Here is a 26,754-nt window from a genome sequence, read left to right on the forward strand (position 1 = left end):
ATTCCATCATTCTAGATACAGAAAATCTGACCCCGCTACTTTCAAATAACAAGAAATTACTTCAGCTTTCCGACGGCGAAAATAACATATTTAACATTGCATCGCCTGTATTAATGGACGCTCAAAAAAACAGGTTCGAAGCAAAATCATTCAATATCAACATCATTGACAAGAACCACCTAGAAGCAAATTTTAGCTTTGACGCAGGCCAAATCAACAGTCAAAATGTTCAATTTCCTATTTCTATAGCCCCATCAATTGTTTCTGATGACATTTCAGCCTTCAGCTATCAGCATTACACCAGAATTGATGAAAATTCGCCCTGGCAAGCAGACATTCAATCATCTTCCCCAATCTTTTTCGAAAATAACGCTTTAGAAAAGAACACCTTGACCATAAATCAAGAAGTAATTTCAGGGCTTCAAGAAAAAAAATTAGCCGGTTTTTTCATTAAACCAAATCCAAATACAATATTCGACAACACAATACACGAATTACAGTTTGGGCATACAACACAAGTCTTTCCAGGGCATGGCCATAGTTTGGGCTTTATAGACGTTACCGAAGATATTATAAGCTCACACGGAAACAAAGTCGAGATAGACATTTTTCCACACGCAGAAAGCGAAGGGAAACAAAGAGAAGCTATAGAGCATTTTCAGAATTCTAGAGGTTCAGAAATCATCCCTGGATCAATCAGAATTCCTCATGAGGGAATAGAGCTCCATCCACAAACACAAGATGAACCAAACGATATCGATGCAGATATCATCATAAAATATTTCATTGATGACGAAACGATGCCGGCAAACGAGTCTTACGCTTTAGCAGGTGGACTCAACGCCAACGTCACCTTAGATACCGGCGAAATGACGGCCACATTTGACGACATTGCATTGATCAAGACTTCCTTACCGTTTAAAATTTCACACACCTATAAACAAAGTGATAACTTTTTTGGTTGCGGTAAGAATTGGCGATTAAACCTGCAACAAACTCTCATTAAGGGAAGTACAACAAATAATGGTAGCGATTTCATTTATACAGATGGCAACGGCTATCAGCATGGTTTTATCGAAACGTATTATTATTTCGATGCCGCAGGCAAAAAAGTACCCATCGAAAAAAAAGAAGTTCAAGTAGATAGTTTAGGAAGAATGTTCTGCGAACTTTCCGAAGGGAAAAAAGAAGTTTTCAAGGACCAGCGAACGTCCAGCGGACTCGAATTAAAATCCAGACTCGAAGGATTCAAGGGGATCGAGTATAACGAACAACGTCAAAGCGACGAAAAACAACTTGAAGAATTGATCTTTTCACTTGATAAGGCTTTACGTGAATACGTTATTGTATCAAAGATCGGCGAAATAAAGAAAGAATTGAAGGATTATTTTGAAAATGATACGATCACTTCGGAAAAAGTAGATAACTTTGTAAATAGTTTAGAACGTGGTCAAAAAATTTTACAAAAACAGGAAGCCATACAATTAAGATCATTGTTTCTCCAAAAAAACGCCTACGTAAAGCAACGAGAAGACAATGAAAAACAAAGAAGTCTTTTAAGAACAGATTCATTAGAGGCCAATTTACATTCGCTAGAATTCCAAGAAAAATCTCTTGCCGCACAAAAAGATAGCATAAAAACATCGTTACGCAGTCTTTGGGAATCTGTAAAAAGAGACGAATTTCAGTTAAAATTGACATATAAGAAGAGCACTAACGACAACTCCTATACAGAAGCTGATAAATATGAAGAAATTAATTTATTAGAAGATGAACTTCGTGAAGGATCAGCAAAGTATAAACAGTATAAAGACATCTATAAACAAGCAAAACTTTTAGGGATGAGTGATCATGAATTAGAAAATACTTTATATTTAAATTATACATTATTATCAACTACTCCCAGCATTGTAATTGAACAAGAATCTTCACCTAGATTATTACATCAAGGTAATTTATTAACCGAACAAAAAAGAGTAACAAATAGGCAAATACAAGATGTAGAAATTCAAAAATCATTACTTTTAAATGACGAATACATCCAAGAACAAATAGTTTTCATCAACAAACAAATCGATTACATCAAAGGACAAAGTGCCACACGAATCATCGAATTAAGAAATACCTATAAAGACTATTACAACTACAGACAAAATCTGATAAACTTGAAGCAATCAATGGCTATTGCCTACCTATCTGACGGAAACTCGTCTCTTTGCTTCAATCAATATGGTAATCTTTGCGCATTAACAGACTCCTTCGGCAATCTGGTTTCTGTCAAATACGACATCAACAATAGAATTTCAAGTTTAAGTGACGATAAGAATTCCATCAACTTTAAATACACCCCCTACGGATTGTTATCGTCCATTACCGACTATAACGGAAACAGAGTTGAATACATCTATTCATCAGCTAGTTGCGACGCACTGTTGCAAAGTGTCAAGCTATCAAATGGCGACACCATTGACTTTACTTATGAAAGAAATTATCTTACAAAGATTTCTTCTGCTCTAGAAAAAAATGCAACTCAATTAAAATACAAATCACCAATCCAGAATAGATCAACAAAGCCGTTAGACTCCATCGTTAACTATACACTTGTAACAAAGATAACCGATACATTAGTAACATGTTCGGATTCTGGCATTTCTGAATCGAACACGCTTTCCAAAACAACCTTCAAGTATGGCACACACGAATGCACCATCGACAACGATGGTAAAGAAAAGCGCTACTTCATGGCCGATTTAGGTTGCTTTATCGGTGGCTATGGCAAAAAAGACGATGGATCTATAGGAGTTTGCTCATATACTTATGTTGACCGAGAAAATAATGAATCTTTCTCCATACACGAAATAGACGATGCCGTATTTGACTCAACACTAATACCATCAACGCCTCTTGCGGGCATTCCTATCATGTTCCAAGATGCTGAGGCGGATAACAACAACGAATACGACCATGTTATCACAGCCGATAAGCTTCCTGAAAATAGCAAAGAATACATGCTCAGCGCTATTATTTCCAAAACATCTAGCAATAATAGCTTAAGATTGATTGGAAATATCAACCACAATTTCACTCAATTAAAATCGACCCAAAGTATTTCCAAAACAGATAAATTTATGGGTCTAAAGGCAAAAGTAACTTATAAAGATCGTTCAAAAGAAATATTCCAGATGCCGGCGCTTTGCAGAGACATCGAAAAACAGCTTTGCGCACTTCCGATATCAATCAAATTAAACGGAGCTGTCGAAAAAATCGAATTTGCAGTATACAATTCCACAAATTTGAGCGTATCCTGTGATATGATGCGTTTAACGCCTGCAGAATGCGAATACAAAAAATTCGACGAATTCAAGAACTTGATTTTGTCTGAATCAGGAAACGACTTCGTTAGCAGCGCAACAGGTACAGACAATCGCTATTTCAGAAAAACAAGCACAGAATACAAGTATAGCGAATCCCATTTGTTATTAGAAAAAAATACAACATACACAGATCGACTCGCATATACAGAAAATCTTTCATTCAAGGATTTTACAGTAAAAGAATTTATCCAAGAACTGGAAGAAGAAACAAAGCTATATCCTGCAGATTTTCAACTTCTTCTTTCTGATGCCACAAGCAGCAAACCACTTTGGACACATTCTGGTTCTCCCACTACAGATTTTGATAATACAAAAAAGTTCATCGAGTTCATGAGCCGAAATGGTCGCACAACAAACAGCATAACAAAATATGCTTATAATGATAAAGGCGCTCAGATACGAGAAGAAACGTACATCAAGGGCGAAGAAGCTACACGTGGAATTATGGTCAGCGAGAAGGTCTTTGACGACAAGGGCAACGTCATCAAAGAAAAAGTGTACAACACACTTGACTCTTCCAGCAAAACGTACCATGAAAAAATATTCAACGAAGACGGCTCTATCCAATGCGAATTTGACGATTTCGGATTGAACAAAACGATTTACGACATCGATCCACAAACAAACCAAATTGCCACAAAGACTTATCCATCCGGAAGTAAATTTGCATATTCTAGAGACTGCCATACAAATAAAATCACAAGTATTTCGCTCAGCACAGAAGATGGAGATTCAAATTCCATCCAAACGCACTATAATTGCGGATTAATCACCAAACATACATGCAGTACAAATTCCATTGAATACGAATACAATGCAAAGCGTGAAAAAACAGCGGTCTATTTCAATGGAGTCAAAAAGGCAGAATATCAGTACGAAAAGAATATCAAACAGGATAACAAGCTTTTAAACAAAACAACCGCAACCCTTTTAGGATTATCTAACGAGCAAATAACAACTGAGGCTTACGTAGATTCGAAAAACAACCTCATTCAATCAACGCTCAATGGCGACACGATATTTACTAACAGCTACTCCAAAACGAACATTCTGCTCAGTAGCGAAGATTTTGTTACAGGAACGGGAATTTCTACAAATTACGATGAAGAAAACCACAGGTTAAATTCCATTTCCAGATCTGCAGGTAGTGAAAAATTTGATTACATGCCTTCGTATAAAGAAGATTTCAAATACAATGCAGACGGAAAACTAAAAGAACACGACATCATGGTGGGCGACGCATCAAGCCCTCTTGTCAATCAAAAATACACGTTCAAATACAACACAAATAAAGCCAAAACTTTAAATTCAACAAGTCTCCCCAACGGTCTGACATACAAACCACAAAAAGACGTTTTGGGACGCAACACCGGCAAGACGCTTTTAAACGCAAATGGAGACAAAATCCTAGGCGAATACATAAGCTACCGCAAAATAGGCGACCACACCTCCAATATGGTCTCTTCGATTAGCTATGGCGAAAAGCGCAACGGACAATTCTCCATTTCTGAAGGAATCCGTTACAAGTATGACTCCAACGGCAATATCATAGAAAAATGGGAAAACGGCAAATTTGCAGTCGCATACGCCTACGATTATTTGAATAGGCTTATCCGTGAAGACAACGCCTACTTCCAAAAGACATGGCTATACTCTTATGACGGAAACGGAAATAGAACAATAAGAACCGAGTTCCCCATTACACGTCAAAAGACAAGTGAAATTATCGATTATACAAAAGCAACAGTCAACAGTTATTCCTACGACGGAGACCTGCTCATATCTGATAACGAGAATACATTCTCCTATGACGGATTCGGTAATCCCGTAACATTCAAAAACAAGAATCTATCTTGGGAAAACGGGAAGCTGATGCAATTTGAAAACATCGAATTCGATTACGATGGATACGGCAAGCGCACCAAGAAAGGCTCTACATATTTCACATACGATACAGACAAGAATCTGATCCTCATGCAAAAGGATGGTGAATCTCTTGAATTCATCTATGATGACGATGGCATTTCTGGAATCAAATATCAGGGCAATCAATACATTTTACGTAAGAACGCTCAAGGCGACGTAACCCACATATACTCCATAGAAGGGACGCTCGAAGCACGTTATGAATACGATGCTTGGGGAAATCACATGGTTCTTGATGCATCCGGAAACGAAATTACCTTTGCGAACCATATCGCAAACATGAATCCATTCCGCTACAGAAGTTACATCTATGACAACGAAACAAATTTGTACTATCTGATAAATCGTTACTACGATCCTGAAATCGGTAGATTTATTTCACAGGACCAAATCGGTTACTTACAGCCCGAAGTCATCAATGGTTTGAACCTGTTCGCTTATTGTTGCAACAATCCCGTAATGCGTACAGATGAAGAAGGATGTTGGAGTTTATGGCGTTCAATAAAACGCGCAGCCAAAAAGATTTACAAAACAGCAAAAAAAACAGTAACGTTCGTCGCAGGCGTAGCCTGCACTGCAGTCGGAGCAGCCATGTATGTTGCTGGGAAAGCTGCGTCAGCATATGTTACTTTTGAAAAATACACCCATTTAGCATCATTCGATATTATGGGATATTCAGCAGCGTCATTACTAGGCTCCCTATCCAAGAAAATCTCTAGTCTTGGTTCAAACATTTGTTCACGTGGCGTCAATCTGCTAGGTTCTTCCATTTCTGTCAATCTGAATTTCAACTTAGAGAAATTCGGGGATAAAGCAATGAATGCAATCTTTGATATTGTTGTAAATTCTAATCCTATACTTAGTACAGCCTATAAGGCGGTTAACATGGGATTAGGATACCTTGAAAAAGGAGAAGCTTTCATCAATAACATAAAACAAGATTGGGGACGCCATATACAACAGGCCGTTCTCTCCCCGATAAACGGCTTCATATCTTTCGGCATGCCTCCTGCCGTAAAATGGTGTTTCACTGAATTTTATAACGAAGCGATAGATATTGCAAGCGATTGGATTGACGATGAATACAGCAATAGTATGAATAATCGCGAGGAATACGGCAAGCAGGCCCTCACCTATTTCTTGCTTGGAGGATATTCGCTCATTTAGTCCCCCCAAAAAACATTAAAACCATATTAAAAGTCCCAAGAATTCATTCTTGGGACTTTCTTTTCAATCGAATGTCACGATAGACAATAAGCGATCATTAATTCTTAACCAATTTATTAAATGTAAAGAGAAAAACTTTTAAATTTTCTTGAAATGCTTGAAATAAAGGTCATCATCTCCCGACCCATTATTATCAATCATAATGGCATGCAACTGCCCAGAAATTCCAGGAGCCTTCTTTCCATCCAAATCCCAATACGTTATACCTTCAGGTTCATTCCTATACCCATCAAATTGGAATCGGAAAGCATGGCATTGGTTCGAGCGAGCCGACACTTTAACAAGAACTGTTCCATTTGGATTCTTGGAAAGAGGCGGAATTTCATATACAGTAATACCACCCTTCTTATTAGCATGATTATGAATACCCGATGTAGTTGGCCCGTTTGTCGGAGCTCCATTTGTCAGGAACAAATGATTTTGATCATCGAAACAACCTCCTTGCATCCAATCACGTTCCACATAATCATCATCTTCTTCGTTACGAAGATTAATTCGAGTATAAAGTGTTAAAAAATCATTTTTTCCAGCACGAATTGCATCAAAATCAATGGAATAAACATATATTGGTTTTTTCTTACCAATCGAGCCATCCGATGTAAACAATAATCCATTTTTAGGATTAATAGCAAGCCATCCCAAACTTTGAGAATAAGAGGATTTATCATCAGGAAGAGTCATAAAATGTCGAGCAACACGTGTATGAATATCATTCGTCGAAAATACAGCGATATAAGGAGTTCCATCATCGGAAACTGGAACAAATAGATATCCATTATAACAATCTATATCTCCCAAATGTGATTTTACTGAAGCATGGCAATCTTTCTCATAAACACATTTATATATTTTTTCAGACTCATTTTCTTTTTTACAAGTATTGTTCAAATCATGTTTAACAGGAAATTTCCAAATAGTTCCCTTTTGCGTAAAATACCAATTATCATCATCATGACAAACACCATTTAATTCTTCACTCCAACCTGGCTCACGATCTTTTGGATACGTATTTATATACTTGTAATGAGGCATATCTTTGCCAACAGGAACCGTTCTTTCAATTTTCCCATCATCATCACTCTCAGAGAGCCAACGGTATACAGGGAAGTTCCATTCCTGATTCGTTTTCATATTTACAATTTTTACACCATCTAAATACCAGCCTCCTTTATTATTATGTCCAATCGTAATTTGCTTTAAATCGCCAAGATCTTTTTCAGAAGCAATAATCAACTGATTTATATCACCAGCTTCAAAATCATCACTATCATTCGGATCATTTACATCAGACAAATAATAAGAGTTCTTGTTCCCCACAATATTCAAATGAACTTTTGCATCCGTACCAGCATTATCCGCTTCGCCTGTATAAATAAAAACCTTGTAATACGTGTATATAGGCACGCTACTCGGAGTCAACGTTATGCTGGGCTTTTTATTTGTCAACCAACGATTAGCAATAAAATCCCACTGTTTATGCGTTGAAGTATTTATAATCGAAACCGAGCACAAATACCATGAATCGTTTTTCTTCGCGCTATAAGTAACAGTCAATTGCTTTATATCGCCTAAATCTTGAGGAATAATCCCCAAAAAAGCGCTTTTCTTATCATATTCATTTATATCACCCCTTTCAAGATCGTCGCTGTCATTAACATCATCAAAATCGTCCCAAGTAATTTTATTTTTTGAGCCCTCAACAACAATCTTCAAGCCAGCATCAGTACCAGCGTCTTTAAAATCTCCTGTTCTAATAATTACTTTATATTTCTCCATAAATTATTTCCTCTTATTTTTTTTGTGAAATTATTACCAAATAAAAGCTTCAACAACATTGCCGAAGCATAACGTAATATAGTTCAAATTGTGTATTGATATAATTTCTTTTGCAAATTTTACACTTATGACAAATTATTACACAACATTCACCAAACAAAATAAAATAAATAAATAAATTAATTTAAATTACATTCAATAAAAAAGCAACTTGCAAATGTTATTTTACAACAGTTAAAATAAATTTTGCAACACAAATCTATTAGATATAGCAAAGGCTGGCGAATGCCAGCCCTTTGCTTACCCAGCGGAATTTTCTGCGTTTCCGTCCATGGCGATGACGGTTCGTTCGTCGTAGAGTTTTCTGGATATGTGCGTAAAAGATTCGACAATTTCGGGGTCGAAGTGCTTGCCAGCACCTTCGGTGATAATCGCCATGGCCTTTTCGTAGCTAAAGCCCTTCTTGTAAATGCGTTCTGCGATTAGCGCGTCGAACACGTCGGCAACGGCCATGATTCGTGCGGAGAGCGGGATTTCTTCGCCCTTGAGGTGGTTCGGATAGCCTGAACCGTCCCACTTTTCGTGATGGTAGCAGGCCATTTCGATGGATTCGTTCAAGTAGTCGGCATCAAACGCGCCTTCCGCATCTTCAACGATTTTCTTGAGGATTTTGCCACCTTCAACAGTGTGGTTCTTCATGATGGCGAATTCTTCGTCGGTGAGTTTACCGCTCTTGTTCAAAATCAAATCCGAAACCGCAATTTTACCGATATCATGGAGCGGGGCTGCGCGTTTAAGCTTATGGATATAGGCATTCGTAAGAACTCGCTTGAACTTTCCATCGGCACGGAGCTGTAGCGCAATGGCTTCGACGTATTCCGCGGTTTTCTTGATATGGTCGCCAGTGCTCTTGTCGCGTGCTTCGACCATCTCGGCAAATTCCATAATGATGATTTCTTGCATGCGCTGGATGCGCTGGCTCTGCACCTGCACTTTCCACATAAAGTTATACGTATCGCGAGACATGGTGCTCACGTCTTCGTACAACTTTCCAATTTCATCGTGATTGCAAATTTTCAGGTTCACCAGTTTGTCAACAGAAGTCTTAATTTTGTCAAGATTCATGTTTTCGTCGTCAAGTTCGCTTGCAAGCATCGTATTTGTCGCAATTCGGAATACGGCTAAAGACATGTCGTTCAAGGGTGCCACGACCCGGCGCTTCACAAGTTCTATCACGACGCATATAATCAAAATCGAGAGTCCAAAGAACAACGACAAGAGCTTGATAAAGAATATAGCCTCGTCCGTCTTAATGGTCGCCATTGCAATATCTACACCGACATACGCAACGGTCTTCCCTGCCCTATTTCGAATCGGCTTGTAGACCATAAAGAGCCAACCATAGATATCATTCGATATAATCGGCTCGATTTCTTCGCCAGCCCACAGTTGGGGCAGATATGGTTCATACGACGGATCGAACTTAATCTTCTTTCCGGGCTCTACACCAGGAATTCCTTCGGCATCCAGATCAAAAACGACCATGACGCTATCTTCCAGGAACTTGTACACATAAAGAAACTTTGTCTGCGAGAAACTTTCACGGATACGTTCGAGTACCCACTTTGTTCTCTCATAGCCTTCGGCCGAATAGCCATGTTCTATAAAATCATCAATTTTCTCGGCATCAACAGCTACGGTCGCCGCCTGCGCCGCGCCAGACGCAATATCGGTAAAGTTACGGATTGATTTTTCGTGATACAGATAAAAGCCGATAGCGCTTGCCAAAGTGCCTAAAAGCACCTCGGTAATAATCATCACGATAACCACTTTTCGCAGCAAGGAATTGCCAACCATCGCGTTTCCAAGGCCACGGCTAGAGGGTGTCTTGCGCATAAAGATTTTGTTCAGTTTATCGCGATAAGACTCAGGTACAAAGCGAAACAAGAAAACCGCCAAAACAACAACTATCGTTTTGTCAAATACATCAATGACAATATCGGCAAGGAACTGTGCCTTGAACAAGCTAAATCCCATAACGTCGTGGAACGCGATTGCAACTGGAGCAGAGATTCCCTCGCCAAAATTAAAACCGAACAGGAAATAAGTAAAAACAGAACCAAGACCGCCACCGATAATCGCAAACGTAAAAATGACAACAAGCAAACGAAAAGCGCTCTTGAAAAATCCTTTTTGATAAAAGAGCGCAGCACCAATAGCAATCAAAATACTCAGGACACCATAGTACGTGGTGACAGGGTCCGAAACCCCGTTAATGGCATTTAACAAGAACCCGACAATAATAGCCGGCAAATAACCGCCAAGCATCGCCGTAAGCACGGTTCCCGTACAATCCAGGAACAACGGCAAGCCAAAGGCAATTGCAAGCTTTGCGGGGATGACGTTCAAAAGAAGCCCGCCCACAAGCAGCAACAAGACGCTCCTGAAGCTGGACTTTTTACCAAAATCAAATTTTCTCATACCAAAGACCCTTCTCACCAACAATAATAAGTAAATTAAACGCTATTCGTATTCATATTTTAAAAATTTTGCATGAATAAACAAATATTTGACCACACTTACCGGAAGAAAGGGTAAAAAAAGCCCCGCCAGCGAACTAGCGGGGACGACAAGCGAATAGAAACGTTATTAGCGGTATTCGAACTTGGCTTTGAACAGATGCTTGCAGTTATTAGTATCGTTACCCCAATGGCTCGATGAACCAGCAAACACATGAACACCGAGATCAGCCGCACCGGCAACAGCACGGTTCATGCCAGCGAGTCTCCATATTCCGCGGAGAATATCGTCGCACTCTTCGCGAGTCATGTTGATGCCATCGATATTGCCCTGGTACATATAAAGTCCATCATGAATGAACGGGGCCGCATTGTAGACATCGTCACCCTTCTTGACATCGGGCACGAACGATTTTGCAAATTCCGGAGCAGACGCGCCATCGGACATAAAGCCCCTCTTGAAAAGGCAGGTCAGCAAGAACGGTCGGCTCTTTTTATCGAGCTTGGTGTAGCGCGAGCCCTTGACATACACGTAACGATCCAGTTTGAAGAAATACATTTTGCCGTTTCCCTCAAACACCAGCGGGAAATCCAACGAGACATCGGTCACGGTAATGGAATTGCGTTCCTTAGGCGGGTTGACACTGTTCTTAACTTTATTCAGAATCGATGTTAAACTCGACATTTTCTACCTTCCTTTGGCGACCGACAAGGCCGCGCAACGTTGTTTTACATGATAAAAGATAATAAAGATGTGGAGAGAAAGGAGGGATTGGATGGAATCTTTTTTCCATTTTTCAAAGCGACAATGAACGTGAACGTTTTTTCGAAAAAGATTGGTTTAATACACCAACTCTTTCAAAATGATAGTTTGCAATATTTCGTATAGTAACTATTGGTAAATCATCAAAATCAATATTCTGGAAAGGACCGTAAATTGTTACACTTCCATTCTGAATGACATATCGAGATCGAACAACTCCGTTCTGATCTCTGAACACAAAAATTTGATCAGGAATATCAAGAACACGAACAATAGTTTGAACAACACCTAAATCATCATACAGAAATTCACCAACCACACCTAGCTTTAATTGTTCTAAAGCAGTTCTCACTTTAAAAGCTTCTTGCGGTGTTAAATGACGTCCCGCAATAGCCTCCGGCAAACAATTATTTTGCATATAAATCGACGAAACAATATCTTCTTTCAAAGGCTTTAATAAAGTTTCATCACAAATAGCACCAACAAACACATCATATAATTTTTTACAATCAGAATATTGATTAGGTTGTATTTGCAATTCATCAAACTTCTGTTTCACCAAGCACTGTATTTTTTTTATATCATTTTCCAAAAAATTCATATCTTTAATATTTTGAATTAAAAAGGAAAGAACATCAGTTTCTACACAAATAAACTCAACAAATTCACGAAAAGATTCATCCACTTTTCCAAATAGCTTTTCTTGATATAGTTCCATAATTTCTTTTTTTAAACATATTAAATTTTCTGTATATATTTTTTTTGTCAAATCAAACTTATACATATCATCTCTCAAATCCATTTCAAATTCGCGATCCGAGCATTCAAGGTTCAAATAATCAGATTCACCATCAAAAAAACACCTTGCATTATTTTGACTTATTACTCGCCATTTACCATCGTCACCTCTCCATAAAATATTAGTCGCAGTCCAATCACTCCTTGAATCTAAACCTGGAATTTTAGGAGTTTGAGCTTTCCCATATTCTCCAGTACCAAACCAATCTGTTACATTTTTTTCACGGCGAAATCTGGAAGAGCATTCTTTATTTAAGCCAGATTTCTCAGGACTCTGAAAATGTCTAACCGTAACAAATCCGGTTTCATCCTCTTTTGTAGCCACCAAAGCACAACCATTCATTCCATCTGTAAAAACAAAATCAGGATTCCATTTATCTCCAGGCTCTTTATTCTTTTTAACACGAGTACTTCCAATATTTTCATCAACAGGAGTTCCTGCTTTATAAGGAACATAATAGGCATCAATGCTGTCACTTTCTTCACTTTGCTTCCAAGCATCCAATAGATTTTTCCGCCGTTCATATCTTTGCAAAGCTTCCTTATATTTTTCAAGACGCACTTCTTTGAATGGTATTTCTAAATTACTTTCTAATTTTTTAATTTCAACGTTGGTGGACGTCTTCTTTTCTTCGAGAACAGCTTTCATTCTGTTTATATGTTTTTTTTCGACAAGAGGTGTCAAAATATAACATTTTTCATACGGAGTTAATACAAATTTAGACACTTTAAATTCAGGATCTCCCGCACGCATTAAATCCATAAATAAATCAACAAGACTTTTCTCCCAACCATTTTTTTTACTTAGCCCCAATTCAAAGTCACAAAGAACTATATGTTTATCCATAAATTCTTTGGGATTTTGTTTAAAATCTGATTCCGGCGTAAATTGAAGTGGCGAATAGAAATTATTCAACAATTTCTTACTTTTACATATACAACCATCACATCCTTTCTTCATTTGTATAGCCTTCGCGCCCATTACATCTGCTTCATGTTCTAGCGCAGCATTGTCATTTACAGGCATGCCGTTCATATTTGTAGTTGGAGAAACGCGACCGGCCATCTGCTGGGCAACATGCCAAGCTTCGTGCGGGAGGCATTTTTCTTGACCGGGGGCAACATGAATATCCGTCCCCTGCGTGTATGCAAGCGCCTGCACGGCAGCTGGCTTAGAGCTATTATAATGCACTCGCACATCATCCATTGAGAATCCGGAAAGGCTTTCAATACCAGATTTCAAATTGTCTGGCATTCCCGTGTTATTCGGTCGCGGATTTTCTGCGCGTTGGGCAGCGTTATTCATCTTGTCTGCTTTACGCTGGAGGGATTCGCCTCGAGAAGATGAATCGAGGACGGAGACGGCTTTCGTATCAGCAACCTTTTGAACGGTAGAAAATTTTTGCGCGTATTTTGAAAACATTTTATACCGTTTCATCAAAAATACTTCTCTCGAACCAATTTGAAAAATAATAAAAGCATTTAGACAATTAGTCGTTATTGAGGTTGATTTATCTCATCAAGATTTATACCAAACAACATACAAGCATTTGCAAGCGCAACGTAATTTTGCCCTTGTTCTTTCTCAGGGCCTTTATTTTCATGAAAATCAGCGCTACGAGCAGCAGATTTTTCTCCACGGAAAAACCATGTATTATTAGCTATTCCATGATCAGAAGTCATAGTAGTCACATATCGCCCTCCAATAATTTCTAAACGTACACCATCATGTATGATCTTTTTCTTTTCAGGATCAGAATCATCCGGTTCAGTTGTTGTATAATCTCCTTTTACTATTTGATATAGCGATCCATGATGAGTTCTTCCAGACGATACCGCAGTTGTACCATTACAACTAAACACATCACATAAATAAGAACAATCTTCATATAAACATTCATATTTAGCATTAGATTTAGGTTTCCAATCACCACCTTGTAAAATACCCGCATATTTATCTAATTTAGAAACGCTTTCTATTTTTAGATGATTGTCTTTTATTGTTCTACAATTTCCAAAAAAACTTCCCAAATTAACAACTCTATAACTATTTTCATCTCCTTGCGTTTCCCCACCCATTTCATAAAAGCAATCAAAGCAGGGTATTTTGGTACCACCAACTCGAACAACTCTTTTGACGTCGACATTTGCATTCAATTCTTTCCATTGGTTTATAATTTTATCAACATCGGCATCAGATATTTTTTTATCCTTCATTTTTTTTCTCATTTCTTCTTCTTTTTTTTCATCTTTTTTCCAATTGGGAGACGATGTTGTCAAGCCATTCAATATTTGCATTTCGGCATGAACACGCTTAGTTTTGTCTTTTGTAGTAGGATTCGATACAATTTGAATATTTTCCGTTCTAGACACATTCTCGGCATTTGTGCTATCTTCGTCAACTTGTATTTTTTTTCCTCTAGAAACAGCCCATCTTAATGCGATATAAACAGCCTCTGCTCTTACATTATCATCGACACTCTCCTCGCCCACGGATTTAATCTCGTCATCAGATTTTTTCTCACCATCAACATTTCCCTCGCCCATAGTTTTAATCTCGTCATCAGATTTTTTCTCGTCATCAACATTTCCCTCGCCCATAGTTTTAATCTCGCCATCAACTTTTTTCTCACCATCAACATTTCCCTCGCCCATAGTTTTAATCTCGCCATCAACTTTTTCCTCGTCATCGGGGCTTACTTTAGTTTCTTCAAATTTTTTCCAATAAGTTTCCAATTTTCCAAACACCTGTTCCGCAAAACGTTTTATAATATCATCTTCTATTTTTGCGTCACTATTCACAGATATATACCATACACCGCCTGTTATCACAACAGAGATATGCGGACCACAGTCAAGATTCTGTTTAATATTCTTGTTACACAATTCGTTTATTTTTTTACTCAATACTTTTATTTGTTTTTCCAAATTCTCTATTCTATTTTTCAACGAATCTTCATCCCAATTCAAAACAGTTTCTTCAGGCAATTTTTCTTCCTTTTGTTTTTTAGGATTAGCAACTTTCGGTGCCGTCGTTTTTTTCTGCGGAGCATTCTTTATCCTTAAATTTTCAAAGACTGCTTTTTGTACACCAATTCTTTTTTCTAAAGCAACAAGTTTTTTTCCTAACTCATTATAACCTTCTTTTCGTTCTTCAAATTCTTCTTTTCGTTCTTCAAATTCTTTTTTTCGTTCTTCAAATTCTTTTTTTAATTCATCAAAATCACAACGACATTTCACAAAAGGGGCATTATGAGTCTTTATTTTTTCATTTTCATTTTTTACACATTCTTCTATTTTTTTAGCAATATAAGTCAACATCTCTTTTTTATATTGATCGACTAATGATGGCAAAACACCTTTTCGTTCGCCTATACCATGCCACGGAGTTCCTTTACTTTCCCACTGCAATGTACTATCAGCAAGTGGTTTAGCGGCAAAGCTCATTCGTTGCAAAGCCATGCAACCATTTTTTTTTGCAACAGTAGAGCTATATCCTTTCCTACACTGCATGGCCTTTTCCCCCATCACATCAGCTTCATGCTCTAACGCAGCATTGTCATTGACGGGCATTCCATTGACATTTGTGGTTGGAGAAACACGGCCTGCCATTTGCTGAGCAACATGCCACGCTTCGTGCGGGAGATGTTTTTCTTGGCCGGGAGCAACATGAATATCGGTCCCTTGCGTGTAGGCAAGCGCCTGTACTGTGGCCGGTTTAGAACTGTTGTAATGCACACGCACATCATCCATCGAGAATCCAGAAAGGCTTTCGATACCAGCTTTTAGGTTATCAGGCATGCCCGTATTATTCGGTCGCGGAGCCTCCGCACGCTGGGTTGCGTTATTAGCCATGTCCGCTTTACGCTGGAGGGATTCACTTTGCGAGGATGAATCGAGAACGGAGGCTGCAGAGGAGGCTTCCTTCTTTTGCGCGGTGGTTTGGCTTTTTGCGTACGTGGTGGACATGGGGGATTCCTTAGGAATGGTGATACCGGAACGGAGTCCGGTATGACATGCGAAGAACAGATAATGACATTGTCAGGGGGCGGGTGGATGGGGCCCTATTATGCGAGTTCTTCCTCGTCGGGGATGGCTTCGCGTTGGATGAACTTACCCTGCGCGGGGATTTCCTCATCTTCAAGGCCTTGGCATTGAATTGCACCACCCATCATGTCGGCTTTGCGCTGGAGGCTTGCGCCTTGTGCAGAGGAGTCCATGATGCTTGCGGCATTGTGGGAGGCCATGCGCTGGAGGGCATCGGATTTTTGTGTGTATGTAGAGGTCATAGTTTTTTCCTTTTTTGTTTAAAACGAGAGGGAGATTCCCGCTCGGAGGCGGGAATGACAATTCAATTGCTGTTGGTTTTATTTTTTTCGGCGTTTGGGGAGATCGTTTTTCCTGTAGACTTGCAGCAAGATGATGGCAATCACCGTCACAAGCAAGAGTAGTATGGGGATAAGCCCGAAGGTGCCGCGGTAGGCCGCAACGGAGGGGTCGAGGCGGGAGATTATCGTCATCATCACGGCGGAAGGAGCAACGACTATGCCGAGCAAGAGCGCCAAGTTGCTGTTGAAGAAATCCGAGACGCGGAACGAGGTAAAGTAAGCCACGAGAACCGCAATCGCGATGAGGAACGTGATAATGTTCAAGAAGCGGAACACCCAGCGGTGCGTGCAGAAGAACGACGCGATAGCGCCCTGGCGCAAGCCATCACCATCTTCATTCTCAAAATGCTTGAGCATACAGGCACCCAAATTGCCTGAAGTGGCGCAGGTTTCTTCGGCATTGAGATCAGTTGCATACGGTCCAACACCCAAGTTGTAATACGTGTCGTTATAATACAGGGCATCCTTGCTAAACTGGCTCCACCCGACATTGTCAAACCAAACGACAGGAACCAAAGAATGCAACATGTTGCGGCGATTAAGGCTATCCAGCTGCAAATTCAAATCGTTCAAGAGAATTTGCTTATTTCGTGAAGCAGGTTCGTCCAGCACAACAAACAAGTAATTTTTCACTTCTTCACGGATTTGCTTTCGGCTAACCTTCCTATCATGATAATGCCCCTTAAGCAAAGTCAAAAAATTGTTGTAGCTATAAATACCGCTATGGGATTCCTGTATCACGCTATCAGCAAACAACTGATTTTTGTCAATGGCCAAATCAGAGCGATCCATCATCAAGTTTACATGCACATACTCATTTTTTTGAGCAAGCCTATTTTTCAGACTATCAAAGAAATCATTGAACAACGATGTACTACTTTCATCTTTTGGAAAATTTTTAAAATATAAAGTCACGCCATCGCCCCGATTTTCATATTCATCGGTATAGAATGTAAAGGCATTCACGAAGCGCTGGAAATAGGAGTTCGTCTTTGTATTCAAAAGAGAATCAATTTCAACAATCAAATTGTCAAAAAAGTTCTTTAATATGACGCCCTTCCATTCATCCTTAGAAACAATCCAATCCAGCTTTACATTATGGCGATGTACATCATTGACAAATTCATAATTTTCTTCTTTATCAAAATGCATCAGTGCAGATTTTCCCGATGGCGTCGCAAGAGAGCCGTCACCATTAACCTTCAGGCCATAATAGGCCAGTCGCGTAACACCTTCAAAGTCGACCCACTTGGTCGTATCACCGGCATACCAATACGGATAAAAACCGATGACTTCACCATTCAACTCTTCCTTGTGGCTGCATCCGCACGATTTACCGTTCATATCAACAGGATGATTATCATCAAATCCAACTGTTTCTACAAGCGCAGAATCTACGACTTCCGAAAGATGTAGCGAATAAAGAAGATCAAGTCCACTAAAAGCATTTTTCCATAAATCATCAGAACAAATTCTTCCACTATATCTCTTTAAAAACTTTTCTTCTCTTTCGATTTCCGGAACTATCGATTTTTCAATTTTTCTTTTGATGAGATTCAAACTAAATGACTTTTCAATACATTCATCATAATCCTTAATCTTACTATTTTCACACTTTACACTAGCGGCATTTTTCAAAGAATCTACAATATGTTTTTTCTTACCCCTAAAAAAATCTTCATCCGTAATTTTTTTATTTAAGCCAGCACTCTCTAAGTCCACAGAACGTTCACAAAGTCCATAGGAACGAGCCAAGAGATTTTTTGCGTAGCGATGTGCAAGCTGCTTATCCGGGAAATCAATACCTTCCATCTGCTGGATAATTTTATACGCCTTTTCAGAAAACACCATTTGGCTCTCTAAATCATCCACTATATACCACTTCAAAGAATCAACACCAAGTTTTCCAATCATATAGAGAACATCAGGCATATCCAAAGCATCTAAGCTTTCTTTGGTGCGAATCATGTGCGAAGCTCTAATAAAGTTATTTACAATTTTGTGATATTTGGGATAATCCTTCAACTTTGCAATAATACTGTCAGCCATTTCAATTTTTGAATCATAATATCGAGCTTTACACGAATCAAGTTTCTTAAACACTTCGACGGTATCCAAAAGCAGGTTCTGCTGAGCGTACGCAGTCACCTTTTCAGTCGAGACCGTATAATACGCAAGTTGTTCACTTTTCGCAAACGAAAAGACGCTAAGCAAACATGCAATAACGCTTATAAGGAGGTATTTTATCTTCATAGAATTTTTCCTTCTTTGTGTAATTCCTTGGCCAAGGCCCTAACGATGTCTTCATTACAAATTTTCTTGCGATTCTGTTGAGCTGCGCAAAGCGCTGCATAACGTGCAACGTTTGTTAGCGCTCCCCCCGCGAGTTCATATTTTTCTGCAAATTTGTTCAAATCGACATCGTCTTCAAGTATAGCTTTTTTCGAGAAGATGTTAGACCAAAGTCTCATACGTTCTTCGGGTTCCGGGAGCGGGAAGTAAATGGCGTTCTGGAAACGGCGCGAAAAAGCCTCGTCAATGTTCGATTTTAAGTTACTTGCAAGGATGACGATACCCGGAAAATCTTCGACACGTTGTAAGATATACGAGATTTCCTGGTTCGCGGCACGGTCATTCGAGCTATTCGTCTGTGTGCGGGCACCAAATAGCGAGTCCGCCTCGTCAAAAAAGAGAATCCAGTTGCGGTGTTCTGCCTGATCAAAGATGTTCGAGAGATTTTTCTCGGTTTCGCCGATGTACTTCGAAATCACCTGCGACAAGTCTACACGATACACGTCCATGCCAACTTTAGAGCCAATGAGTGTTGCGGTGAGCGTCTTGCCGGTTCCCGGAGGGCCGTAAAACAGCGCACGGTAACCGCGTTTGAGGTTCTTGCGGAGTCCAAAATCGTCGAGCACGACTTCGCTTTTTTCAATCCATGCCAAAAGTTGGTTGATATCATCAAGCGTCTCTTCGCTAAGCACGAGGTCTTCCCACTGCAAATTCGTCGTGATGAGCTTTGCCGAGAAATGCATGCTAAAATCGGGCTTGTTTTTAACGCCGGTCGTAAAGTACTGCAAGTATTCCGAAGACACACGGAGCGCCGCCGAATTCGCGGGTTCACCGGGTTCGCCGTATTCGAGCTGCAAAATGCGTTCTGCAAAAAGCGTAGAAGAAGTATCGAACAGCGCCATCATCTGCAGGCGCTTTTCAATATCGTTCCCCGCAAGCAAAAAGAGCGCCGTTTCGCACGTGGGCAAGAATCCCGAATGGCTCTTGCTGCGCCAGCCGCCAAATTCCGTGTACGGGCGGCCAAGCGTACGGTTGTTCAACAAGAACGAATCAAGCGCCTGTGGACAAAGGTGCGGGAGTAGCGCAAGCGCAATAATCAAGCGTTCGTAAAAACCAAATTCAAAAACGGAGACAACTTGCCCATACGGGGAGTTTTCATCGAGTTCGGGCGGCGGGAGCATTTCAATCTGGAGCTTTTTATCTTCTGAATCATCTGCCGAAAAATACTGCGAGAAACGCAGGTCAATCACCGACTTGCACCATTCAATTTCGTTTGTCAAATCTAAGTTCATTACAATTCTTTACCTTCTAGGAGATTCCCGCTCGAAGGCGGGAATGACATGTTATCATCTCCACTTTACATTTAAGACCTTCGGCATCCATGCGTGCTTTATCATGGAATAGCCCCACGGGAGCTTATCAAGTAAGATGTCGAACGTTTTCGTTTCGACCGTTAGCATATCCGTTGCACCAGCGGTTTCGAGAGTTCCGTTTCGCACAAAGTACGTACCGCGCAACCCGTCGGGCGACATATGCCCCACCGCCTTCCAGTTTGCAATCACTGCATTGAGGAGCGAATCAATAAGTTCTTTTTCGCTATCCGAGACTTTCGGGAGCTCATCAGCATAGAGCACGGGCGACACGGGCAAATTGCAAATGAGGTTCATCAAGGCGGCGTCTTTGGGCGGTTCCGCATAGTTGCCATAAGCGGCGTACTTGAGTACCGCAAGGGCCTTGCGCTGAGATTCTTCGTTTGCAAAAACGCCTTTTTCGATGCAACCCGTGCGTTCGAAAAGAGCAGGCAAGTACGGAGCAAGCAGCACTAGGCCAGAATCCATAATTTCGTAGGCCGTTTTTGCAGAATCCTGTTCGGAATTGCGCGGATTTTTATCGGGAGTGCGCGCCGATTTTGCGTTTTTCATTTGCAAAATACGCTGGTAAACCACGTACGCAATCTGCTGGATATCCATTTGCGGGTTTTCTGCCTGCATTTTCTTGATTACAGATTCCGAGAACGCTAGCGGATTGAACTTTTGGCCCTGATGTTCCGCTTCCCAGCTTTCGGCAAGCGCATCAAAGCGATGTTCGAGAACACTCGATTTATCAATCGGCATATGCTGGCGGTAAACATCGGCGAGCATCGTCGTCACGGGCTTGCTCTGCGCCTTGAATACAGCCGAGCCGAGTTTCGATTTCAGCGCATCACGCAACGCATCTGCAATTTGGCGAAATACGTCACCTTGGGCATCGACGTTCAAATCAATCGTCAAAGAATCAAGCGTTACATCACCGTCCACATTCACTTCGGCAAGCGATTTGTCAAGCGTTTCAATCAACGCGCCATGCGCAAAGCTGTACAATTCACGCTCCGTAGCAACCGGCAAAGAGGAATCTTCGACGGAAATGTTCAAGTTCAAATTTTCAACGATGTTCAGCGATTCACTCATAGCCAAACCTTCTTTGAAATGAACTGTTTATGCGCCAGGAGCCAATCCACCATGCGCGGCGACATCGTAAGTTTCATCGGACCATCGAATTTCCAGTCCTTATAGAGTTCTGCAAAGGCGTGGCTTTCGCGCTTGGGCACCAAGTAAATCACGGGGAGCAAATGGGCAGGGATTTCATTGCAAATAAATTGTTCAACATCGTCAAGCGTTTCACGCGTCAAATCATCATCTGCAAACATCACAATGTGAACGCGACCGACCTTTTCGTCTACGAGCAAGCCATCGACATTGAAAATTTCAATTTTGTCTAGGCGGTCACGAAGAATCCCGAGCATCAGCTCCACACGGCGACGCCATGCATAGCCAACGCGGTGCAACAAGAGTTCCGGGAGATTCCGCAAGAACGCGACCTTGCAACTCACGAGGCGCGGTAACGCAATAAAGCTAAACTTCGGGAAATGCACGCCGTACATGGCAAGCATCTGGTCGAGCGCACGATTGTAGCGTTCCAAATTTTCAATGATTTTTGCCGAGCGTTCCCCGCGAATCGAGAAAAGTTCCGGGAAATGGTCCAAAACATCCAAGAACTTTTTAAATACAAACTCAATCGGAGCAAGATAATTCTTTAGCGGTTCCGCCCCCTCCCCTTCCCTATAAATCGTCGGGAAAAGTTCGATTATTGGCGCAAAATCAGTCACATCGTGATGCGTTCCGGTCGGCAGAATTTCACCAAGTTCATCATCTCCGGCGTCAACAGAGCGAACGTTTGCACGGACACCATAGTCCACAAATTCAGGCTCTCCGCCCATCCACTTGATGCGCAAATCCGAGACGTAATCGCCCAAGCAGCGCCACTTGCGCCAGAGTCGCCAGAAACGTTCAAAGATTTCACCGCTCACCCAGTCATTGGCGCTACCCGCCATATAAATTTCAACTCGATAGCATCCGTTTTCGTCCATTGCAAAACGAATTTTTTGCGGAAAACAGCGCAATTTGGTGATACGTCTTTCGCAGTAAATACGCGACTTGAAGAATGATGCATATTCATCCAAAGTGACCGGAAATTCCTGCATCACAAGCGCAGGCGCATAAAGAGCCTGCGATTCATAATCGATATTCCCGTCAAACGAAGCAAGGTAATCTTCGACATCGAAACCCGTCTTGTAGCCGAGTTCCGTAAGCGCAAAGACCATCTGTTCCAAAATTGTAACGCCCGGATCGTGGACGTTATAGTCGGTCCAGATTTTTCCGCTCAATTTCTGTGCAAGCCCTATGGCCTCTTGCCGCAGGGTCGCATAATCGAACGTTCGAACCTCTTGACGAGATATCGTTATGGAGTTGAATTCACTCATTTAGTAATCGATCCAATCATTTGCGTATCGTACCAGAGCTTGGTAATGCGGTAACGCACCTTGATTTTCCCTTCGTCATCGTACTTGTGGTGCACACGCATCTGGAGCGTGAAATCAAACTTGTTCGCAGCAGTTTTCCAGCGGAAATCGATTTTGGAGCCTCGCCCTCCGCTATACGACTGCGTCAAATTGATAGACGGTTTTTTATTGAACGTATTGACTGCAATCGCATGCGCAAGAGCAAACTTGCCATCGCCTTCGTTGCCGCCCACGCCCGCAACAATTTCAAAGCACTGGCAACCGGTCAAAACCTCGGTCACATCGTGCCATTCGCCATCGGCAACGACTTCGAGATTTTCATTTTCATAACCGAGACGGCCCTTCGATGCAATCGCACCATCAACGTCAAGTTCACATTGCGGCGCGACACAGCCAACGCCCATGCGAACTTCAGAACCGCCATCAGGATTTTCGGCCGAGCGTTTACCCAAGAGAGTCACGGCAGTCTCATTTTCTTTCATTTCGGGCGTCTTGATATTTAAACTCGTCTCGCCTTGTTCACTGTTCTTGCGGACACTTGCAAACCACTCCGGCTTGCGTTCTGCCAAATTCGCAAAAAAGCTCGCCAAGCGGCTGTTATCTCTTCTCTGCTTAATTTCGAGGCCATTTTCTTCGGAGACCCTAAAGCCATCGTCCACAGCGTTCACCATGGAATCGATTAGACTCATAAAGTCTTCTTCTGTCGGCATGCGCCCGGCCGTAAAGCGATATTTCAACTCGTTTCGGTTAAGCCCGATGTATTCCATTACTTTCTCCTTATGATAAATGTTTGACCAATTTCAAGGCCTCCATATCCGTTGTTAACACGGCGTGAACCCAAATTATTCGCAGAATCAATATCGTTAATGAAGTGCTTGCGCATTGGCACCGCAATACTCCATGGGAATGAGCCATGCAACAAGCGCTCTTCAGACTGCTCAAATAAATTCACCAAGAATCTTTGTTCGTCCGTAGAAGCAATTTTCATGATGGTGAAATCGTCCATCACCTGATCCACGTAATCAAGGCTTTCGATATAGGACTTGAGTTCCATTTTATCGAGTTTCCAGCCAAAATGCTTGGTAATTCCGCCCACCTGCGGGAACCACGGCGACAAATAGCGATTGATTTTTTCGTTCAAGTCCAAAAGGATTTCACCTTCGTTTTCGCGATGCTTTAGTTTGACATTGCAACGGACTTGCAACTTATCGAAGAACGGGTTCACCACCTGCACTTTTGCAATGCGAGAGACTTTACTTTGCAAGTAATCTCGGATATTCAAAAGCACCGAGCCGCTCACGCACGGATCCCACTGGAATGTTCCATCGCAGAACATCGGCGAAACCGGCACGACAAGCAAGTGGCCCGGGCAAGCGCAATCATAACGGCCCGTAGATTCATCAATGCGCACATGCGGGAAGCACTTGACTTTAAGCACTTCAGGGAAATGTTCGAGAATCAACCGCTCATAATCTTCCGTGCAAACGCCACGATTCCTGTGGTACAGATACTCTGCCACGCGCATACGCATCTTGTTATCGGTTTCGCGCACCTTGCCGCCAAACGATTCTTCGAACTGGTAAACGCTCGAAATACCGGCAACGCTCTTCGTGAGTTCCTTAATGCTTTTCGGTTTGCAATGATCCTGAATAAGGCCATCTTCAAAACCACAAACGCGCTTGACTTCGAGCGATTGCGTAAAGACCGTCAAAAGTCTTGAACATTCACGCCAGAAATCACCCTTCGGGCTTATGCGAATCCAATAATAGCCACTCGGCATCAATTCACTTTCGCTCGAAATATCACACGGCAAATCAAGCGTTACAAGGCCTGACGATGTAAAATGCGATGTCGTATCGGCCAGTCGATTTTCATCGGGCAAATTTTTCCAGCCAAGCGGTCCCATATAAGACCAATTGCACTTTCCTTTTTCAAGGCTACGCGCTGCCGAGTCGCGATTGAGTACAAAATAGAGGTTTACTTTTTTCGGCTTACCCGCAAATTGGAGCCCTAAGAAAAGCTCACCATTACGCACAAAATACGGTTCTTTTTCGCTAAAGCCAAACGGGTGCACAAATACAATGTTTTCTGACTTATGCGAATCATTCGTCGAAAGCGTCACTTCGGCAAACGACGTGTAATTGACGTACAAGTCTTCAATACTAGGCGTGTACGGCTGATTCGGCATTTCTTCGGCAGTCTTTTTCTTGAGAACCTGCGTCAAGAAAGAATTGCAGACTGCACGCGACATTTCCTGATGCATAAAAGCCTTGGAAGGCGCAATGAGTTTCACTTTGAAGAACCCATCCTTCATCATCGGCGAATACATGAAGTTTTCGTCATCAGGAATCATTTCGCTTATACGCGAACAGACGATATTGCTGAACGACATTTTAAATTCATCGTTCATCGCATTAAACAGCGGGCTTGTCACGCGATTTTCATCGGACGGGAGCCAAGTTCCGCCATACAGGCCGCTCAACGATACCGTAAAATCAGACGTTTTAGGAGGATTGTCGTATTGCGAATACCATTCCGAAAAATCCTTACAGTTCGGGAGGCCGCACCATTTGCCATGAACATCAAAAGAGTCCAGTTTTTTGCCGCAAATTTCCTTACAGCCCACAATGAACGAACTCCCGACACTCGGGACGGCGCCAAATGGCTGCACTGGGAGCATTGTCGATGCTGGGCCATATTCATTCGAAACCGCAATATCGTGACACTTCGAGACATTGACCGCAATGCGCACGCGCTGTAAATGCATCCTCATCAAAGCAAACCAGAGCGCACGCGACTTGCGGGGAGAGACCAAAAGCCGAAGCACCGGATTTTTCGAACGATAGCGTTCACCATGAATTTCAGGATTGTAATTGACAATCGCTGGGTCCGTATCCTTCAGCGTAAATTCTAAAGAAAGCTCATTTTCAGGGCATTCCGAATTCAGAATGTTACAACCGATTTTGTAATCGTCAATATCAAGCCAGCCATTTTCTGTGGTAAGCGAAAGATTGAACGCATTCAAGAACGCCGCCGAAAATTCGCTTGCCGAACCATGGTTGATATCAGCCACCGTGCGGCGCAAAGAATCACGTGTAAAAACAAAATTCAGTTTGACGTTTCGCACGCCACTCGACATGTAAAAAATGCGATTCGAAACGCAAAGTCCCACCTGCGAGAAAGCCGTCCCTTCGGGCACTTCATTTGATCGAGTCAGTCCAAATAACGGATATGGTTGCATTTTCTGTTCACTAGCTTCCTTGGGCGTGTAAACAGGAATTTCTGCCTGCGCAATCGGGTAACCCTTCACGCACGAAACCGTCAATATTTTGGCAACCTTTACATTGTTAATCGGCGAATCACAAACAGATTCAAACTCGATATTTTCACCCTTGCTATTTTCGCCAGCGCTAAAGCGGGTCCCCTTCGGGAGCATATACGAGACATCGTCATTATCGACATCTACGGTGACAAATGCGCGGTCGCCCTCGGCTTCGCGATTTTTTTGCTTGAGGATTTTGCGATAATAAAAATCAATGCGCTTGTCAGGGAATGTGTTGAGCGATTGCTGCACGTGCCCCATGAGTTTTGCGCAAACGGCATAAAGAGCGGCTGCCGGGTCCGTTTTTCCGTCGGCTTCGCCCTCCATCATCGTCACTACTTTCGATAAATTTATATCATCGAAGAAATGCGGATTGCCATGTTCCCTGGCGTATTCCTTCATCAAACGCAAAATGGATTCTGTAGACGTAGAATCTACAGCAAAAAAGCCCGTCGCAAGTTCCGGGAACTCGCGAGCGCGTTGGCTCAATCCATCTTGTATTTGAAACCTATCCGCCATAAACCTAGTCAA

The 26,754-nt window shown here is 41.6% G+C and carries 11 protein-coding genes and 2 pseudogenes; 1 reads left to right on the top strand and 12 read right to left on the bottom strand.

The genetic code is table 11. The features are described 5' to 3' along the window. Positions 1-113 precede the first annotated feature (113 nt). Positions 114-6,467 (top strand): RHS repeat-associated core domain-containing protein, encoded by a 6,354-nt coding sequence (locus BUA34_RS07780; RefSeq protein ID WP_083579755.1) that lies wholly within the window; start codon positions 114-116, stop codon positions 6,465-6,467. A gap of 138 nt (positions 6,468-6,605) precedes the next feature. Here the strand turns inward: BUA34_RS07780 and BUA34_RS07785 are convergent, their stop codons facing one another. The 12 genes and pseudogenes from BUA34_RS07785 to BUA34_RS07840 all read right to left on the bottom strand — a co-directional run bounded on the left by BUA34_RS07785 (position 6,606) and on the right by BUA34_RS07840 (position 26,742). Beyond that, positions 6,606-8,303 carry a PLAT/LH2 domain-containing protein gene (locus tag BUA34_RS07785; RefSeq protein ID WP_072828166.1) on the bottom strand — a complete coding sequence of 566 codons (1,698 nt, stop codon included), beginning with the start codon at positions 8,301-8,303 and terminating at the stop codon, positions 6,606-6,608. A gap of 300 nt (positions 8,304-8,603) precedes the next feature. After that, positions 8,604-10,784, bottom strand: a complete 2,181-nt coding sequence (locus BUA34_RS07790; RefSeq protein ID WP_072828167.1) for an HD-GYP domain-containing protein — start codon at positions 10,782-10,784, stop codon at positions 8,604-8,606. A gap of 168 nt (positions 10,785-10,952) precedes the next feature. Continuing rightward, complete coding sequence (locus BUA34_RS07795) at positions 10,953-11,507, bottom strand: DUF1353 domain-containing protein (RefSeq protein WP_072828168.1); 555 nt, start codon at positions 11,505-11,507, stop codon at positions 10,953-10,955. Positions 11,508-13,350: 1,843 nt separating this feature from the next. Next, a pseudogene (locus BUA34_RS16265) lies at positions 13,351-13,656 on the bottom strand (DUF4157 domain-containing protein); the annotation flags it as partial. A gap of 2,240 nt (positions 13,657-15,896) precedes the next feature. Further along, positions 15,897-16,352 (bottom strand): annotated as a pseudogene (locus BUA34_RS16270) (DUF4157 domain-containing protein); the annotation flags it as partial. 98 nt (positions 16,353-16,450) lie between these two features. Further along, positions 16,451-16,672: a hypothetical protein gene (locus tag BUA34_RS07810; RefSeq protein ID WP_072828169.1), complete on the bottom strand. Its 222-nt coding sequence runs from the start codon at positions 16,670-16,672 to the stop codon at positions 16,451-16,453. A 78-nt stretch (positions 16,673-16,750) separates the two neighbouring features. Beyond that, positions 16,751-19,024: a hypothetical protein gene (locus BUA34_RS07815; protein ID WP_072828170.1), complete on the bottom strand. Its 2,274-nt coding sequence runs from the start codon at positions 19,022-19,024 to the stop codon at positions 16,751-16,753. Further along, a complete protein-coding gene (locus BUA34_RS07820) occupies positions 19,021-20,355 on the bottom strand; it encodes an ATP-binding protein (RefSeq protein WP_072828171.1) in 1,335 nt (444 codons plus the stop codon). Before BUA34_RS07820 ends, BUA34_RS07815 begins: the two co-directional genes overlap by 4 nt. 54 nt (positions 20,356-20,409) lie before the next feature. Beyond that, the gene (locus tag BUA34_RS07825; protein ID WP_072828172.1) at positions 20,410-21,510 is read right to left on the bottom strand and encodes a contractile injection system tape measure protein; all 1,101 of its coding nucleotides are present in this window, start codon (positions 21,508-21,510) and stop codon (positions 20,410-20,412) included. Next, positions 21,507-22,862, bottom strand: a complete 1,356-nt coding sequence (locus tag BUA34_RS07830) for a hypothetical protein (protein ID WP_139255900.1) — start codon at positions 22,860-22,862, stop codon at positions 21,507-21,509. Before BUA34_RS07830 ends, BUA34_RS07825 begins: the two co-directional genes overlap by 4 nt. Further along, entirely contained in the window at positions 22,859-23,668 is an 810-nt protein-coding gene (locus tag BUA34_RS07835; protein ID WP_072828174.1) for a hypothetical protein, read from the bottom strand. Before BUA34_RS07835 ends, BUA34_RS07830 begins: the two co-directional genes overlap by 4 nt. Further along, on the bottom strand, positions 23,668-26,742 hold the full coding sequence (locus BUA34_RS07840) for a baseplate J/gp47 family protein (protein WP_139255901.1): 3,075 nt from the start codon (positions 26,740-26,742) through the stop codon (positions 23,668-23,670). Before BUA34_RS07840 ends, BUA34_RS07835 begins: the two co-directional genes overlap by 1 nt. Positions 26,743-26,754 lie beyond the last annotated feature (12 nt).

Origin of the sequence: Fibrobacter sp. UWB12 (assembly GCF_900142485.1) — a bacterium.
In the GTDB taxonomy this organism is placed as follows: domain Bacteria; phylum Fibrobacterota; class Fibrobacteria; order Fibrobacterales; family Fibrobacteraceae; genus Fibrobacter.

Excerpts from the sequence above, each read along its gene's own strand:
- BUA34_RS07780 (WP_083579755.1), top strand. The coding sequence starts at position 114 with ATGGACGCTCAAAAAAACAGGTTCGAAGCAAAATCATTCAATATCAAC.
- BUA34_RS07785 (WP_072828166.1), bottom strand. The coding sequence starts at position 8,303 with ATGGAGAAATATAAAGTAATTATTAGAACAGGAGATTTTAAAGACGCT.
- BUA34_RS07790 (WP_072828167.1), bottom strand. The coding sequence starts at position 10,784 with ATGAGAAAATTTGATTTTGGTAAAAAGTCCAGCTTCAGGAGCGTCTTG.
- BUA34_RS07795 (WP_072828168.1), bottom strand. The coding sequence starts at position 11,507 with ATGTCGAGTTTAACATCGATTCTGAATAAAGTTAAGAACAGTGTCAAC.
- BUA34_RS07810 (WP_072828169.1), bottom strand. The coding sequence starts at position 16,672 with ATGACCTCTACATACACACAAAAATCCGATGCCCTCCAGCGCATGGCC.
- BUA34_RS07815 (WP_072828170.1), bottom strand. The coding sequence starts at position 19,024 with ATGAAGATAAAATACCTCCTTATAAGCGTTATTGCATGTTTGCTTAGC.
- BUA34_RS07820 (WP_072828171.1), bottom strand. The coding sequence starts at position 20,355 with ATGAACTTAGATTTGACAAACGAAATTGAATGGTGCAAGTCGGTGATT.
- BUA34_RS07825 (WP_072828172.1), bottom strand. The coding sequence starts at position 21,510 with ATGAGTGAATCGCTGAACATCGTTGAAAATTTGAACTTGAACATTTCC.
- BUA34_RS07830 (WP_139255900.1), bottom strand. The coding sequence starts at position 22,862 with ATGAGTGAATTCAACTCCATAACGATATCTCGTCAAGAGGTTCGAACG.
- BUA34_RS07835 (WP_072828174.1), bottom strand. The coding sequence starts at position 23,668 with ATGGAATACATCGGGCTTAACCGAAACGAGTTGAAATATCGCTTTACG.
- BUA34_RS07840 (WP_139255901.1), bottom strand. The coding sequence starts at position 26,742 with ATGGCGGATAGGTTTCAAATACAAGATGGATTGAGCCAACGCGCTCGC.